General features: G+C 56.8%; 16 protein-coding genes. 8 read left to right on the top strand and 8 right to left on the bottom strand.

The window, feature by feature from the left end; genetic code table 11:
• Window positions 1–165 precede the first annotated feature (165 nt).
• Complete coding sequence (locus tag IPJ12_00485; GenBank protein ID MBK7645690.1) at window positions 166–1,494, top strand: APC family permease; 1,329 nt, start codon at window positions 166–168, stop codon at window positions 1,492–1,494.
• A gap of 5 nt (window positions 1,495–1,499) precedes the next feature.
• Here IPJ12_00485 and IPJ12_00480 read toward each other — a convergent pair whose 3' ends face one another.
• The 5 genes from IPJ12_00480 to IPJ12_00460 all read right to left on the bottom strand — a co-directional run bounded on the left by IPJ12_00480 (window position 1,500) and on the right by IPJ12_00460 (window position 6,930).
• Entirely contained in the window at window positions 1,500–2,651 is a 1,152-nt protein-coding gene (locus IPJ12_00480; protein ID MBK7645689.1) for a glutamate--cysteine ligase, read from the bottom strand.
• Complete coding sequence (locus tag IPJ12_00475; GenBank protein ID MBK7645688.1) at window positions 2,648–3,835, bottom strand: cation:proton antiporter; 1,188 nt, start codon at window positions 3,833–3,835, stop codon at window positions 2,648–2,650. The genes IPJ12_00480 and IPJ12_00475 overlap by 4 nt, the downstream gene beginning before the upstream one ends.
• A gap of 234 nt (window positions 3,836–4,069) precedes the next feature.
• On the bottom strand, window positions 4,070–4,852 hold the full coding sequence (locus IPJ12_00470) for a type 1 glutamine amidotransferase (GenBank protein ID MBK7645687.1): 783 nt from the start codon (window positions 4,850–4,852) through the stop codon (window positions 4,070–4,072).
• 643 nt (window positions 4,853–5,495) lie between these two features.
• Window positions 5,496–6,095, bottom strand: a complete 600-nt coding sequence (locus IPJ12_00465; protein ID MBK7645686.1) for a DUF4202 domain-containing protein — start codon at window positions 6,093–6,095, stop codon at window positions 5,496–5,498.
• Between the two features lie 94 nt (window positions 6,096–6,189).
• Entirely contained in the window at window positions 6,190–6,930 is a 741-nt protein-coding gene (locus IPJ12_00460; GenBank protein ID MBK7645685.1) for a 3-ketoacyl-ACP reductase, read from the bottom strand.
• Window positions 6,931–7,175: 245 nt separating this feature from the next.
• On the opposite strand from IPJ12_00460, the gene sbcD reads away from it, so the two are divergent.
• From sbcD to IPJ12_00445, 3 genes are all read left to right on the top strand, one after another.
• Window positions 7,176–8,408: an exonuclease subunit SbcD gene (sbcD, locus tag IPJ12_00455; GenBank protein MBK7645684.1), complete on the top strand. Its 1,233-nt coding sequence runs from the start codon at window positions 7,176–7,178 to the stop codon at window positions 8,406–8,408.
• Window positions 8,405–11,914 carry an AAA family ATPase gene (locus tag IPJ12_00450; GenBank protein ID MBK7645683.1) on the top strand — a complete coding sequence of 1,170 codons (3,510 nt, stop codon included), beginning with the start codon at window positions 8,405–8,407 and terminating at the stop codon, window positions 11,912–11,914. Before sbcD ends, IPJ12_00450 begins: the two co-directional genes overlap by 4 nt.
• 102 nt (window positions 11,915–12,016) lie before the next feature.
• On the top strand, window positions 12,017–12,403 hold the full coding sequence (locus IPJ12_00445; GenBank protein MBK7645682.1) for a rhodanese-like domain-containing protein: 387 nt from the start codon (window positions 12,017–12,019) through the stop codon (window positions 12,401–12,403).
• 57 nt (window positions 12,404–12,460) lie between these two features.
• Here the strand turns inward: IPJ12_00445 and IPJ12_00440 are convergent, their stop codons facing one another.
• Genes IPJ12_00440 through IPJ12_00430 form a run of 3 tightly spaced genes read right to left on the bottom strand, consistent with a single transcriptional unit; the run spans window position 12,461 to window position 13,793 of the window.
• Window positions 12,461–13,087, bottom strand: coding sequence for a glutathione S-transferase N-terminal domain-containing protein (locus IPJ12_00440; GenBank protein ID MBK7645681.1), 627 nt, complete (start codon window positions 13,085–13,087; stop codon window positions 12,461–12,463).
• Between the two features lie 2 nt (window positions 13,088–13,089).
• A complete protein-coding gene (locus IPJ12_00435; protein ID MBK7645680.1) occupies window positions 13,090–13,458 on the bottom strand; it encodes a hypothetical protein in 369 nt (122 codons plus the stop codon).
• On the bottom strand, window positions 13,455–13,793 hold the full coding sequence (locus IPJ12_00430) for a thiosulfate sulfurtransferase GlpE (GenBank protein ID MBK7645679.1): 339 nt from the start codon (window positions 13,791–13,793) through the stop codon (window positions 13,455–13,457). The genes IPJ12_00435 and IPJ12_00430 overlap by 4 nt, the downstream gene beginning before the upstream one ends.
• Window positions 13,794–14,134: 341 nt before the next feature.
• On the opposite strand from IPJ12_00430, the gene IPJ12_00425 reads away from it, so the two are divergent.
• The 4 genes from IPJ12_00425 (at window position 14,135) to IPJ12_00410 (ending at window position 16,365) form a co-directional block, all read left to right on the top strand.
• On the top strand, window positions 14,135–14,665 hold the full coding sequence (locus tag IPJ12_00425; GenBank protein MBK7645678.1) for a hypothetical protein: 531 nt from the start codon (window positions 14,135–14,137) through the stop codon (window positions 14,663–14,665).
• A 41-nt stretch (window positions 14,666–14,706) separates the two neighbouring features.
• On the top strand, window positions 14,707–14,862 hold the full coding sequence (locus IPJ12_00420) for a hypothetical protein (GenBank protein ID MBK7645677.1): 156 nt from the start codon (window positions 14,707–14,709) through the stop codon (window positions 14,860–14,862).
• 269 nt (window positions 14,863–15,131) lie between these two features.
• Window positions 15,132–15,578, top strand: coding sequence for a hypothetical protein (locus IPJ12_00415; protein ID MBK7645676.1), 447 nt, complete (start codon window positions 15,132–15,134; stop codon window positions 15,576–15,578).
• 208 nt (window positions 15,579–15,786) lie between these two features.
• Complete coding sequence (locus IPJ12_00410) at window positions 15,787–16,365, top strand: cytochrome b (protein MBK7645675.1); 579 nt, start codon at window positions 15,787–15,789, stop codon at window positions 16,363–16,365.
• Window positions 16,366–16,374 lie beyond the last annotated feature (9 nt).

The raw sequence follows: 16,374 nt of genomic DNA, 5'->3' as shown, positions 1-16,374 counted from the left end.
CGACAAAACAGGTAACTCTCGGCACAAAATCTTGCTCTAAAATTGCTATCGATTTTTCGGGAACGGCGCCCTGTGCCGTAGGCATACAGAGATCAGCAATTGGGGGAGCAGGTGGCAGAAGGACATTTAGCCAAGGGGGCACTGGGCACGTTCGAATCCGCGGTCATGGGGATCGCCGGCACGGCGCCTGCTTTTAGCGTAGCCGTAACGACAGCGGCCATTGTCGCTTCGGTCGGCGTACTGTCGGTCGGCAGCATTCTTTACTGTGGCCTGATCATGTTCGGGATCATGCTGGCATTCATTCACCTGAGCAAACTGGCGCCGCACGCCGGTGCTTCATACGCGTGGGTGGGCCATGTCTTCGGCAAAACCTGGGGATTTTTTGCCGGATGGGGATTACTCGTCGCCTCGATCTTTTTCATGGTCTCAGCCACTATTCCGGCCGCTACATCGACACTGGTGTTGTTGGCAGCGGACAAGGTAGAGAACACTAACTGGGTGACGGCCACCGCCGCCATCTGGCTGACGCTGGTGACGATTGTCGTGACCAAGGGGATCAAGCACGCCAGCTACGCACAGATCATTCTGACCGCCATTGAAACCTTTGTCGTTCTGGCCCTGATCATCGGCGCCTTCGTTCAGTACGGCGGAAATCCGGCTCACGCACCGTCGATCATCTGGTTCTCGCCATTCTCGTTTACCCCGCAGCTCTTCGCTACCGGCGCCCTCACCGCCATCTTCTTTTATTGGGGGTGGGACGTGACGATGAATCTGAGCGAAGAAACCCGAACCGGCGAAGGTGAACAGGTCTCCCCGGCTGGCAAAGGTGCCTTCTGGGCGATGGTCAATCTGATCCTTTTCTTCATCATCATGATGATTGTCGTTCTGATCGTGCTTAGCGACAGCGAGATCGCCGAAGCCAATACCAACGTGCTCTACGCCATTGCCAACAAGCTGTTTCCGACGCCATGGAATTATCTGGCTGTCCTGTCCACGATCCTGAGTACGGTAGGGACCATCGAAACGCAGATTCTGCAATTCAGCCGCAGCATGTTCGCAATGGCACGTGATGAAATGCTGCATCCGCGCTACGCCACGATCCATCCGGAATGGAAGACACCGTGGCTGGCCACCGTCGTGATCTGGTTCCTTGGCATCCTGTTGCTATTTTCGTCATCGTACATGAGCTCGGTGAAGGCCATTCTTGACAGCTCGATACTCGCCATCGGCTTCCAGATCTGTTTCTACATGAGCCTAGCCGGCTTCGCTTGCGCCTGGCATTACCGAAGCAAGTTGAAGCAGGGCTTGAATGATGCTGTTTCTTATGTACTTTGGCCGCTGCTGGCTGCCTGCTTCATGGTTTTCATTGCCCTCTACAGTATTCCGACCTTTGACCTCATCACCAATGTGATGGGCGTCGGCGGACTATTGATTGGGTTCGCACCACTGCTCCTGGGGGCTTGGCGACGGAGTCGCCACTACGCTCCCTTGTAGTCTGATCAGACCACCGCCCCACTTTGCCGGCCTTTGTCCATCAGGCGATTGCTGGCATCACGCACCACGTCGTTCAAATTCCCGTGCAGTTGGTACCTTGCCCGTAGCCAGGCGGCATCGCTGACATGATCGACAATCGCCAATTTGAGCGGGCTTAGCCAGTGTTCGCATGCCAGTTCGCGGGCATCTCCGGCGATATCGTCGAACAAATCCATCAGGCTTTGTTTCAGCGGAACCTGGCATTCGGCCACGGGGTCGGAAATCATCGCTTTCATGCCGTATCGACAAGCCTGAAATTTGTTGTAACGGGCGACATGCGATTGTTTGGCGGTGTGTAGCGCCGGACGGGTGCGCAGTAGCCAGCGCGATAGCGCCTGGGCCAGCGCGGCAAGTGAAGTCGCCTGCTCGATACTGAGTGGCGTATCGCAGACCCGAATTTCAACCGTGCCGAATTCGGGTTTGGGGCGAACATCCCAATATAGATCCTTGATGCTCTGGGCAATGCCGCATGCCTGCAGGAACTTGAAGTGTGCGGCGAATTCCTGCCAGTTGGCCAATGGCGGACATTGGCCGCTCAAGGGAAAGGCTGAGACTGCATTCAGTCGCGCCGATTGGTAAAAACTTTCGACCCCGTCAACAAAGGGTGACGATGCAGACAGGGCGATGAAGGCAGGCACGTAGACGCCAAGCGCCTGGGTGAGCCAGATGGCGTCGTCCGCCGAGCTGCAGCCGACATGGATGTGCTGGCCAAATACCGTGAATTGCTTGGCGAGATAGCCGTAGCGCTGATACAGGTTATCGAAGCGATCACCCGGACAAATGCGGCGTTCCGGCCAATGGTGAAACGGATGCGTCCCGCCACCGCAGACCCCGATGTTGTTGCGCTCGCAATGGTGGTGCAACGTGTCCCGCAAACCACCCAGATCAGCGGCAATCCCGTCGACCGTCATTCTGGCGAGTGTGCTGATTTCGATCATGCTTTCGGTGATCTCCAGCTTGATCTCGCCAAATCGGCCATCGTAATCCAGGCTGCAGATCAGGTCGCTGGCTCCGCGTGTCAGGTCAAAATCGCGGTGTGATACCAGCTGCAATTCCAGTTCGACGCCCAGTGACAGCGCTGCGCTCTCCTTGAAGGTGCGAGGTTCCGTCAGGTTCATGCGATACCTCCGCGGTCGATGATGCGACTTTCACACTCGCCGGAGCGTTGCAGGGCTAGTCGGCACAATACCGGACCGACAAGTTCCATCAGTGCCGCTGCAAACAAGGATAAGGTCAGCGCCGATCGCCCTACTTCCGGATACAGTGCGGCAATTTCGTAGGCCATGAATACGGCGATTGCCGACAATGGCTGGATACCAACGCCAACCATCAGACGTTTGAATAGCGGCAAGCTGCCACCTGACCAGCCCAACGCCCCCATTTTTGCCGCGGCCCGAACCATCAGCAGTCCGAGCGCCTGGCATCCGGAAAGCCAGGTAAATTCCTGCCAGGGCAATGAGGCACCGACAATCACAAAAAGAATGATGGCGAGCAACCAGTGACCTTCCGGCAATCCCGTATAGCGCAGTGTTTGCCGGTGATCACGGGAAGCCAGAAACAGTCCCATCGAAAACAAGGTTAAAAAGACCGGTGTCGCCAGCATGCGGGCAATCCCAACGGCCAGCAGGGCGCAGGCAAGCAGCACAAAAACCTGGGCCGGTGAGCGCTTTGGTACCGCTCGCGCAATCGCCAGGGCTAGCCAGGCGCCCACACAACCCACCGCCAAGCCACCTGTAACCACCCACAGCGGATGAACTATCGCATTCAGCCAGCTATCACTTGATTCGGCGTGGACAACACCAAGTACCACGGCAAAGGCGAAAAACGATGCGGCTGAACCGATGGACGTATGGAGAATGATGCGTTCGGTGACCTGTCCTTGCGCCTTGGCTTCTTCAATGGTCAGCAGAACAACGGCCGGCGCTGATGCCATGGTCACAGCGGCGGTTGCCGCAGCCCATGCGGGCGTCAGGCCGACAACCCAGAAGGCGAAAATGAAGATGACGGCGAACGACAAGATGATGTCAGCCGAAGTACTGCGCAGTAATTCGGGGTTTCTGCGAAGCCAGTTTAAATCGAGACGCCGACCGACTTCGAGCATCAGTAGTCCGAGCGCTGCATCGGCGATTGGTCGGGCCTGGGTCAGACTTTCGATAGTGATCAAGCCCAGCAACGAAGGGCCAAAGAGACTGCCAGCCAGCACATAACCGATCAGTTTCGGCCAGCCAAATTGTTTGTGCAGCCATTCGCCAATCAATAACCCGACCACCAGCAACAGGCTGAACAGCGCCAGTGAGTCCATGTGCTCCGGGAACGGCGGCAAAATGACAGTCGCTCCTGCAGGCTCCCCCACGCAGTACGCATCGGCGTAACCATATCGTTCAGCATGTCGAGTCCCGTCGTTCAGTCCACATTTCTGGCCATTTCGAGTCGTTAATTGCCCACACCGAAACTCAACAAGCTTGAAGATCAACACTCCCCGTTTTGTTGAGCGCCGCGCAGACGCTTCTACCTGTAGTCATCGCTATCTTTCGCCTTACCATCGCCGCGCCCGCGCAGCAGTCAGGAATTCGTCGAGTATGGGATCACAATTCAGCAAGTCAGGGCTGCCTGGCGGATGAAACTCGGGGTGCCATTGCAAACCCAGTACATAGGGTTTGCCTTCCAGGCGTATGGCTTCAATCAGGCCATCTTCGGTACTTTTCGCCTCGATGCGCAACCCCTTGCCCAAGGCCTTGATAGCCTGGTGGTGAATGGAAATAACCTTCCCGCCAGCAGATTCCGGATAGAGCTTGCTCAGACCGCCGCCCTCCTCCCACACAATGGCGTGGGCATGTCGGTCATAATCATCGTGAACATGAATATCCGGCAGGTGATACTGGGTGGCAATATCCTGATACAAGGTCCCGCCCATCGCCACATTGATCAGTTGGGCTCCCCGGCAAATGCCGAGCACGGGTCTGCCCGCCTCCATGAACTCATGCAGCAACTCCATTTCGTAGGCATCGCGCAACCGATCACCCTCCCATTCGGGTCGCAGGGGTTCTTCACCGTACGATTGCGGACTCATGTCGGCTCCGCCTTGCAGAACTAGCCCGTCCAGATATTGCGGATAGTCTGAAAGACGAATGCTGCTTCGATGCACCATCCCGTCACCGCTCACCGAGGGGATCATCAAAACCATCACGTCCCGTGACATGACCCAGTGCGCCACCGATTGCTCAAGGTATTGCAGAGACTTGGATTGCAGGCCGGTTGCTCCGGGCTGAGGATGGTAGATCCGGGCTGATAGGCCGATACGCAAAGGGCGACGAGTCATCATTTGCCTCCTTGTCTGTGCTGCTGTGCGGTGCTACCGACCGCACTTGTTCGACTGACATGACCAGAAATGCCTGGTCCGCATTGGTAGGCCAAGAGACCAGAAAATTGCATCGAAAAGCGGTATCAATCCAACGTGACACGACCTAATCGGTATTTGGCGATCTGACTACATCAGGCCGACCCATTGAGTCGAATAGAAACAAAAAAAAGGGGGACAAGGCCCCCTTAAAAAACCCTTGTCGAAAGGATTGTTAGAACACGCAAAAAACACCATGAATTAACAATTCAATTCTAGTTCAAAATTTGAACAACTGCTCGTATTCGGCGACAAATTGAGTGATTGAGCGATGAGGTGGAGACATCCAAATTCAGCGTAAAATAATCGAGCGATTGGCCTAAACAACGCCGAATATGGGGAGTTCGCGGCATTCATGTAGCGAGTTGAACGCAAATGGTGAAGTATTGAATACCAATTCAAATATATGGACTCTGCAGCGCCAGAGAGAAACCCATGGATGCGTGATGCTCAGAGACGCGATTTCAAATTTGCCCTGTTTTTCCGGTCGACCGTGGCGCCCGCCGCTGCTGCATGGTCGCAGCCACCTGGCTGGGTGTAACAAAACTGCGTCACCGCCCTGAAGTCATCCCTCGGAAACCGCCTTCAGTATTAATGGCACCAGTGCTTCGGGTAATTTGATGCCACCGCTGGTGGCGAAAGCGTGCGCAGTGCCTGACATTTTTTTCCATGTCTTGCGGATGATGCCAAGCCATTTTTCTTCCGTGTATTCGGCGTGCTGGCCGGCGAAGCCGAGCATGTAGTGTTCGATGAAAACCAGGCTGGTGACGTCTTCCAGCATCTGGGTGTCGGGGTTGGTCTTGATGCCCTGCTTGCTGACGGCAGTTTTGACCTGCTCGATCATCGAATCCCCGTAACCGGCCTGCGCCATCAATTCACCGGCGATTTGAGCGTGGATTTGATAGAGACCGGTGCGCCAGGCAAAGTAACCTGGTTTGCCGAGCGGGTAATTGCTACGCGGCACTGTCCAGCGCTGAATGTGCTGGGCGCGCACGGCGAGCTGGGCGACTTCGCTGGCCTCTGGGGCGAAACGACCGATCATGTCAGTCATGCGTTGGGCGTAGAGCAGTTCTTTCGGCTGACCATCGTCGAGATTGGGATCTTGCGCATTGGCAGCATCGAACAGCGCAATGGCTTTATTGAAGTGTTCCGGATTGGCGATCATTGAATCTCTCGTGGCGGCATGTTGGTCAGGGGTATAAAAAAAGCCCTGCAACTGTAGCAGGGCTTTCTGTTTCCGACACGATCCAGCGTGGGCATTAGCCCATGTGGTTGCCGCCATTACAGGCAAAGTTGGCGCCCGTGGTGAAGCCAGATTGGTCAGAAGCCAGCCAGGAAACGATGGAAGCGATTTCTTCCGGCTCGCCCAGACGCTTGACCGGAATGGTGGCCACGATCTTTTCCAGCACGTCATCGCGAATGGCGCGAACCATATCGGTACCGATGTAGCCCGGCGAAACGGTGTTGACGGTCACACCCTTGGCGGCGACTTCCTGAGCCAGAGCCATGGTGAAACCGTGCATGCCGGCCTTGGCGGTGGAGTAGTTGGTCTGACCGAACTGGCCGCGCTGGCCGTTCATCGATGAAATATTGACGATCCGGCCCCAGCCGCGATCCAGCATGCCATCGACCACCTGTTTGGTGACGAAGAAAAGCGAATTCAGATTGGTATCGATAACGGCCTTCCAGTCATCGGCAGTCATTCTCCGGAACTGGCCATCCTTGGTGATGCCGGCGTTGTTGACCAGCACATCGATTTCGCCGACTTCAGCCTTGACCTTGTCAAAGGCGGCCTTGGTGCTGTCCCAGTCGGAGACATTGCCTTCGGAGGCGATGAAGTCGAAGCCGAGTGTTTTTTGCTCGGCCAGCCAGCGATCCTTGCGCGGTGAATTGGGGCCGCAGCCCGCCACGACGGTATAGCCATCCTGAGCAAGACGCTGGCAAATAGAGGTTCCGATGCCGCCCATGCCACCGGTTACGTATGCAACTTTTTTACTCATTCAGGTATCTCCTTGGCTGTGATTATGAATTACGGAGTGTAACTATAGCCAAAATTACACGATATGCAATAGATTTACCGATACGCTATTGACAAAATTGACGCTGAAAACTGGCAAGCCAATGCTCGCCACTGCTTGCTCAAATACTTCATCACCAATCGCCCCGAATGTCGTTTTATCAGCCAGTTGCAGTGCTGCCGACTTAGAATCCAGCTTTTGCCTTAACCACGGTCTTTTCGTATTTCATGCGCCTCCTCCACACCTCCGATTGGCATCTTGGTCAGCACTTCATGGGCAAAAGCCGACAAGCCGAGCATCAGGCCCTGATCGACTGGTTGCTGGTTCAAGTGGATGAGCAGGCGGTGGATGCCGTATTGGTGGCGGGCGACATTTTCGATACCGGCACCCCGCCGAGCTATGCCCGCGAGTTGTACAGCCAGTTGGTCGTTCGCCTGCATGCTGCCGGGGTGAGTTTGTTGCTGCTCGGCGGCAATCATGACTCCGTCGCGACGCTGAACGAAAGCCGCGAACTGTTGGCCTGCCTGACGGCGACCGTGGTGCCAATGGTGTCTGAAGACGTAGCAGCGCAGGTTCTGCTCCTGCCGCAGCGCAATGGCGAGCCGGGCTGCATCGTGTGTGCCATTCCTTTCATTCGTCCGCGCGACGTCCTGCAAAGCGCCGGCGGGCAAAGTGCGGAAGAAAAGCTGTGTTCCTTGCAAGCTGCAATTCAGGGTCATTACCTGGCCGTTTACGAAGCTGCCAGCACTCGCCAAAAAGCATTGGAAGCCGAGCTTGGCCGCAAACTGCCGCTGATTGCTACCGGCCACCTGACCACCGTCGGCGCCAGCACCAGTGAATCGGTGCGTGAAATCTACGTCGGTGCGCTGGAAGCCTTCCCGACCAACGCCTTTCCACCAGCCGACTACATCGCGCTCGGCCACATTCACCGGCCGCAACTGGTCGGCGGCCAGGCGCACATCCGCTATTGCGGCTCGCCGATTCCACTCAGTTTCGACGAAGCAAAACAGCAAAAGGAAGTGCTGCTGGTTGATCTCGACGCCAATGGTCTGAAGGCAGTAACCGCCCGGCCCGTCCCGCGCTTTCAGGGGCTGGTCGCAGTCAGCGGCAATCTGGCTACGCTGGTCGGTGCCATCGGTGCTGCGGCGGCAGAAGGCACGCGCGAACGACCGGCCTGGCTGGAAGTAACCGTAGCCGAAGACGATTACCTGAGCGATCTGGCCGGCCCCATCGAGGCGCTAACCGAAGGCTGGCCGGTCGAGGTGCTGCGTATCCGCCGCCAGCGCGGCAATACGGGGGCCCGACTGGCGGCTGAAGCCAGCGAAACGCTGGACGAACTCAGCCCGCACGATGTTTTTGCCCGCCGCCTGCAACAGGAAGAACTGGCCGACGACCTGCAACTCGCCTTGAGTGAACGCTTTCACAACATCGTCATGGCCTTGCAGGACGATGCACAATGAAAATCCTCAGCCTGCGCCTGAAGAACCTCAATTCGCTCAAGGGTGAATGGCGCATCGACTTCACCCAGCCGCCATTTACCGATAACTGCCTGTTCGCCATCACCGGGCCGACCGGCGCTGGCAAATCGACATTGCTCGACGCCATCTGTCTGGCGCTTTACCACGAGACGCCGCGCCTGAAGAGCATTTCGGCTTCGGCCAACGACATCATGACGCGTCACACTGCCGACTGTCTGGCCGAGGTGGAATTCGAGGTGAAGGGCGCCGTGTATCGCGCCTTCTGGAGCCAGCGCCGCGCCCGCGACAAGATTGATGGCGCGCTCCAGGCGCCCAAGGTTGAACTGGCCAGCGGCGACGGCACCATTCTCAGCACGCAGACCAACGACAAGCTAAGCCAGATCGCAAGGATTACCGGCCTTAACTTTCAGCGTTTCACCAAGTCCATGCTGCTGGCACAAGGCGGTTTTGCTGCCTTTCTGAACGCCAGCGCCAACGAGCGCGCCGACCTGCTGGAAGAATTGACCGGCACCGAAATCTACGGTGATATCTCGCGCAAGGTCTTCGAGCAGGCCCGCGATGCCAAAAGCCAGCTTGACCAGCTCAAGGCCCGCGCCGACGGCATGGCGTTGCTAACCAGTGAAGCGCGCGCCGAGATGCAACTGAAGGCCGGCGACCTCGACAGGCAGCTGACGGAAGTTCAGCATCTGCACAATCTCGTGCAGATACAACGCCAGTGGCGGGTCGACCTCGGCCAGTGCGAGCAGGAAGCAAACACTGCTGAAACGCAGTTGGCCCAAGCCCATGCCGCGCTCGAGGCTGCCGCCCCGGAGCTCCAACGCCTTGCAGCCAGCGAACCCGCCGAAATCCTGAAGCCGCTGCACCAAGCACTGCAGCAGGCCGAAGCAGCCCGCCAGCAAACCGAACGCCAGATCGCTGAAATTCACGGTGAACGGACCAGGCAGCAACTCGAACAGCGCCAGCAACATCACTACGCAAGCGCCCTCGCCGCCCGCATCGCCGAGCAGGCCGACCAGCAGTTGCAACTCACCCAGCGCGAACGCCAGCAGATCGACGCGTTCTGCCTCGCCCATCCGCAACGTGCCACGCTCGGCGAGCGACTCGGCATCTGGCGTCAGCAGTTTGAGCAGCGCCACAAACTCCAGCAAGACATCGCCGCGCAACACGTGGTGGCGCAAAAGCTTGAGCAGGCGCAGCTTGAACTCGCTCGCAAGCTCCCTGCGCAGACCGCCGCGGTCAACGCCAAAAAAGAGGCAAAAGCGAAAACCGAGGCTGGGTTGCAGACTGCCGACGCCGAGCAACAGCAACGCCTCGCCGGTCAAACGCTGGCCGAACTGCGTCAGCACTGGCAAGCCGAACAAGCCACTACGAACCGTTGGCAGCAACTCGATACCCTTGCCCGCCGTCGGCGCGAACTGGCCACCCAGCAAGCGGCGCAGACCGCGCAATTGCAGCAAGGCCAACGCCAGATCGATGCCCGCGAAAAAGCCTTGGTCGCCCTCCGCGAGCAGCATAGCGAGCTCAAATCGCAAGTGGCCGACAAGCAGAAACTCTTGGAGCAGGAACAGCGCATCCAGAGCCTGGAGGCCCATCGCCAAAAGCTGCAGCCGAATGAAGCCTGCCCGCTCTGCGGTTCGACCGACCATCCGGCCATCGGCACCTATCAGGCGCTTGACGTTTCGGCCACCGAAGCGGCCTTGAAAGAGAAACAGGCGGCGCTCGAAGCCCTGATCCAGAAAGGCCAGCAAGCCCGGGCTGATCAGGCATCCAGCCAGGCTACTCAAAAGGAATGGCAAATCCAGCACGACAAAACAGCGCAGGAGATCACCCGCAGCCAGACCGAATGGACTGAACTGATCGGACAAATTCGCGCAGCACGCCCGCTTGCTGCCGAAGACTGGCAGAACGCCGAAGTGTTGCAACTTGGCCGCGTTACTGCCGAACAAGCGCTCGCCCAACTCGGCGAGCGGTTGAAAGCAGCCGACCTCGGCGAACAGGCGCTGACCCAGGCGCGCAAATCCGCCGCCGATAGCGCCCAGGCCCTGCAAGAAACGACCAATCAGCTCGCCCTGCTGCAACAGGCCATGCAAGCCGGCGAGGTTCGCCAGGCCGAGATGAAGCTGGCAATGCAGACGCGCCAGCAGGAACTGGTTGAACTCGATAGCAGCCTGAGCGCAACGCTGACCGAAGCTGGTTTTGAAATGCCACATGAACCGGCAGCGTGGTTAAAGGCGCGCGATGCAGAATGGCAGCACTGGTTACATACCCAGCGCCGCCGGCAGGAACTGGGCGAAACGCTGAGCAAGCAGCAAGGCCAATCTGAGACGGCCAACGCGCAATCAGCGCTGTGGAAGGAGCGTTGGGCGCTTCTACGGTCAACCGGAAAAAATGACCAAAATCCAAATATTCCTGAAGCGCTGGAATGCGTTGACCAGGCCCGGTCAGCCGACACCGATCTGGCCGGTGCACTCGTCCGCTGTGCTGACGAAACAAGTCGCCTGATGCAAACCCTGGCGGCGCATGAAGGCCGGCTGGCGCAATTGGCCAGCATGCTCGCCCAGCAACAAAAAGCACTGACGGAAGCTGAATCGAACTGGCAAAACGCCCTTGCCGCGAGCCCCTTCGCCGATCTCGCCGCCTTCATTGCCGCCCTGCTGCCGGCTGAAGAACGCCAACGACTTGTGCAATTAAAGGAAGTCCGGCTACTTGCCAGGCAACAGGCCGAAGCCGTCCTCAAGGCGGCCAGCGAAAAGCTGCGACGTCTGCAGGCAGCGCCACCAGCCAGCAGCGAAGCGCAGTCAACCGGCACGCCGGCCACCATCCCGCCATTTCTGACACTTGAAGACAAACTAGCCACGCTGGACAGCCAACGTCGCAGCCTGAGCGAACAACTCGGCGCCCAGCGTGCACTGCTCGCCAGTGACGAACAACGACGTCAAAACCAGCAAGCGCTTTTCGCCGAGATCGCCACGCAAGCGACTGAAGCCGAGATATGGCAGCGCCTCGACAGCCTGATCGGTTCGGCCAAGGGTGACAAGTTCCGCAAGTTCGCCCAAGGCCTGACGCTCGACCACCTGCTCCTGCTCGCCAATCGTCATCTGGCCAAGCTGCACGGCCGCTACTTGCTGCGCCGCAAATCGACCGGCGAACTGGAACTCGACATCGTCGACGGCTGGCAAGGCGAAGTCGCCCGCGACACGCGCACGCTGTCCGGTGGCGAGAGCTTTCTGGTCAGCCTGGCGCTGGCCCTTGCGCTCTCCGATCTGGTCAGCCACAAGACCTCCATCGATTCGCTTTTCCTCGATGAAGGCTTTGGCACGCTGGATGGCGACACTCTGGAAGTCGCCCTCAATGCCCTCGATTCGCTCAACGCCAGCGGCAAGATGATCGGCGTTATCAGCCACGTCGAAGGCATGAAAGAACGCATCGCAGCGCAGATCCGGGTTGAAAAAGGGGGTGGCGTCGGCCATTCACGTCTGGTCGTCTGATAGGCAAAACCAGAAACCTGATTGAGTAAATTAAATTAGAATACGCTTATATTTAAACTGGCTGCGCTGGTCGCGCGCCTAATTCAGCCTTTGGAGATTCAAATGTTCAAACCTGCCCACGAACTCGTTCAAGAAGCCAAGAAATCCGTCAAGGAATGTGCCCCGGCCGCCGTCCATAACAACATGTCGGTGCCGGATGCGCTGCTGATTGACGTTCGCGAGCCTGATGAATACCGCCAGGGACACATCGCCGGCTCGGTCAATATTCCGCGAGGCTTGCTGGAGTTCAAGATTTCCAACGAACCTGCACTGCAGAACCTGACGCGTCCCATCATTGTTTACTGCAAGACCAGTGGCCGTGCTGCGCTTTCCGTCGTTGCCATGCAGTCCATGGGCTTCCAGAGCATCACCTCGCTGGCCGGAGGATTTGATGCCTGGGTTGCTGAAGGTCATCCGGTCGTCCAGCCCAATCTGGTTTCATTCGAATAAATACGCGCCAACGATCGGGTCCGACCGGCGTGTCGGGCCCGGGCAGGTCGGTGAAGGCTAGCGCAGCACCGACGCGTACCCCTCTTCCGCCAGTACCTGCCTGACCGCCGGCCGTGTCAGCATGCGCCGATAGTGCGCCTGACAATTCGCCGGGAGCGGAATGCCGATGCGGTCAGCCCAGAACTCCACGTAAAACAGCGCTGCATCAGCAATGGTGAAATGACTGACGACGTATTGTCGCCCGACCAGTTCACGATCAACGATGGTAAATGCCTTGTCGATGATCTGACGGCCCTGGGCCTTGACTGATTCGTGGTCAGAACTGCTCGGCGCGAAGCGTTCAGTAGTAAAGATGCGGGCAAATCCCTGCGTGTGCAGCGTATGTACAACATGGTTCATGACACTGAGTGTCTGTACTTCGTCTATCAGGTTTTCTGGCAGCAGCTTGCGTTTCGGGTAGCTACGCGCCAGCCACCAGGCAATGGCAGAAAACTCGGTAAGCACCGTGCCGTCATCGAGAACCAGTGCCGGGATACTGCCTTTGGGGTTGATGGCAGCGTATTCTGCCTTGTACTGATCGCCCGCCAGCAGGTTAACAATGGTTACCTCGAAGATCAGGCCACATTCTTCCAGCAGGATATGAATGCCGGTCGAGCAGGAGCCAGGAGTCATATAGAACTTCATGGTCATTCGCTGTCAGCCTCTTCTGCAATACCCTCAAACAACCCCTGTTGGCGAATCATGGCCTTGAAGGCTTTCATTATCGGACGAGAAATCGTCGTTTCGGCCAGTACGCGCTTTTCGTAGATCAAGTTCCTCATGGCTTCGCTGGCATCGTCGCGTGCCTTGCTGACAAGAAGGTGGTCATCGGCACCAAGAAGCAGCCCTGGGCGGTTTTTAACTGCGTCGTAGAGGCCGGTCATGACCAGCTTCTCCACGCGTTTCATCTTGCATTTTCCATCGAGAATCTTGAGCATCACGGTGACAGCGCAATCAACATCGCTGGGTGACAGCGCGTGCTGATCTAACCAATGGCTGACGTGTGCGTTGGTCATACGGTGACTGTGCAGGCCATTGCTGCGGCCAGTGGCTCATAGCCACCGTCGACACTGAAAACCCTCGAATAGCGAAAATCTACGAACATCTGGGCGAATGTCCGGCTTGCATTGCCCTGAAAGCAATAGATCATGATCAGGGCATCCTTCGGTAGTCGCCGCATCCAGGCCACCAGGCGATCTTCGGAAAGATGGGCCGCGCCATCAATGTGAGCACGCTGGTAGCTGGCCATATCGCGAACGTCGAAAATAATGGCTTTGGGTTCGGCACGAATGAGGGTGGCGGCATCGGTGGCCAGCAGGCAGCGAAATGCAGGTTTTTCAACAGGCGTCATGGCGATTGGCGAGAACGGTTTCGAGATCAACCCACCAACGCAAAACCGATGCCAGACAGTCAAATCTTTGAAAGCCGCTGATTGCTGGTCATGCGGGCAAAGCGGCATCATGACTTGTCGGGTTTGCGACAGAAAAACGCATTCAACTTGTCGCGAATGAATTCACTGACTACTCAAATCGGTCACGCCCTTTGAGAGGATCCAAAAAAAGCCGAAAACATAAAAATCCCGACAAATACAGGGGTATCAATCCACAACGCATAGCACTGCCGGATATACTCATACTCAGCGTCTGCCTCGGAAGGCGCGACTTCGACCTATCCCAAAAACAAGGAATAAAAATGCACACAAGACTGTCCCTGTCTGTTCTTGCAGCACTCCTCTGCCTGCCGGCAGTAAGTCATGCCCAGCAATGCGCGGCCGGATTTACGCCAACCACCGTGACCGGCCGGGTGACTACCCTGAACGTTTCCTCCACCAAACAGGTTGGTCAAGTTTGTCTGACCATGACAGCTGCCGATGGCAGCGAAGTGTTTGACGACTGTGGCGCACTGCTGGGCAAAGTGACATCGCAGGACCTGACCACCGGGGCCAGCACGCTCAACCATACCGCCGTTTTTGAACTGATCGACTCCTTCCAGACGTATCAGGACGTGGCTCAGATCACCGGCGTGCTTGAAACCGGCCCGGACGGTGCTCCTTGCGCGTTTTCGGTCGTCGAACGCATGACAAAGTTCAAATGGGGTACCGGCATTTTCAATGGCGCCACCATCGATGTGGTTGCCCAGGGAAGCATCAGCTTCTGCCCGACGAAGAATCTGAACACCTTCCAGTTGAGCGGCCAGGGTTGCGTGCGTAACCGCCGCCGTTAATCGCAACATCGTTTGTTCGGCAAACCCGGCATTCTCCGGGTTTGTCCGATATTATCGGGAAGCCCGTCTTCCCGCTGCTGCGCTTGGCCATCGCCATTAGTCCTGACGCCCTTCGCCCCGCTTCGACGCTCAGGATCGAAGCCGACCTGTATGAAGATGGCAATGAATGCCCGATGGTATTGATGGATCTGACCTGAACACCTGCGCAGGCGGTCACTGTATAGGCCATCGTGCAAAGCTTGGTCAGATGCGGTGATTCCGAATGGCTAAATTCTGCTGGCGAAAATGGCTGGAAACCAATCAGAAAACTGCCCCAAGACTCGTTATCCAAGCTGCCCTGGGTACTCAATGACAGACAATGTGGTCTAGCGTACAGAGCCGCCCAAGCATTCTGCTCAAGATGATCAATGCGAGGACATCAAATTTCCCCGTCTTCCCGAATGAGCAATGCCGATTGGAGAAAATCATGAATAGAAAAACAAAATGCCTTGTCGCGTCCCTTTGGGTCACCGTGGCCATGCTCGCATCGTCAGCACCGGCATGGAGTGCAGACACCGCGTTAGAGATTGAACAGGTCAAGCAACAAACGATGGCCGTACCTAGCATACAGCGAGATGTCGCAAAAGCCACCGGCAACGACGCAAAGATGATCGAGATAGCCACCACGCCCCACAAGGTCACGATAACCGTCATCAACAGCAAATTGAATGATGCGAAAGATACGGATCGGGAGGCTGAGGCATCGACGATGGTTTCTACTTTTGCGCGTGCCGTTTCCGGAAAAGCGCCGTTTGCCCAAGTTGTCGTGGTTCATGTGAACTATGTCAAACGGACTGGCACTCAAGATAAGGCAATCCAGCAACTTGACTTCAACAAGTCTCCCGCGGGCATCTTTGTTCCACATAACTCATGAAATAACGGAGAAAATATCAGGGTCGAACTATCGGCTTCCCATCATCATGAAAACGTCTGATGGTTCAGGCCGATAGCCGGTAATCAGAGTGGTTTTTTGGAGTTGTTTATCTCGTGGCAACTCCCGAATGAAATCATTTACGGCACCAGTTCTTGCCCCGATGGTGCTTGAATTTCTTTACGAGTGACGGGCAGATCAGGAGTCATTTATGCATTGGCGAAACACAAGGGACCACTACGGATCAGCCGCCATCGGTCTCCACTGGTTAATGCTGCTTATCCTGGTCGCAGTCTATGCCAGCATTGAAATGCGGACGTTTTTCCCGAAAGGCAGCGATCCGCGCGAGTTGATGAAGCTTTGGCATTTTATGCTCGGGCTTTCAGTTCTCACGCTGGTATCGATACGCGCGGTGATCCATGTGATCGGACCTTCCCCTGATATTCAGCCTGTTCCGCCAAAATGGCAGAGCCTGCTGGCCCAATCGATGCATATCCTCCTCTACCTGTTCATGATCGCCATGCCATTGGCAGGCTGGCTTTTACTCAGCGCGGAAGGAAAGCCGATTCCCTATTTCGGACTTCATTTGCCGGCGCTAATCAGCCAAAACAAGGCCACGGCCGAGTTGATCAAGGAAGTCCACGAAACAGTCGGGAATATCGGATATTTCATCATCGGTTTGCATGCCGCTGCTGCATTGTTTCACCACTACATCGTGCGGGACAATACACTGATTCGGTTGCTGCCGGGCAAGCGCCGCCCTTGGCAGGGGCATGAGAAAACAGAATGATTGATTCAT

This window comes from Betaproteobacteria bacterium, assembly GCA_016709965.1.
GTDB lineage: Bacteria > Pseudomonadota > Gammaproteobacteria > Burkholderiales > Rhodocyclaceae > Azonexus > Azonexus amarohabitans.
This window is presented reverse-complemented; position numbering and strand designations above follow the sequence as displayed.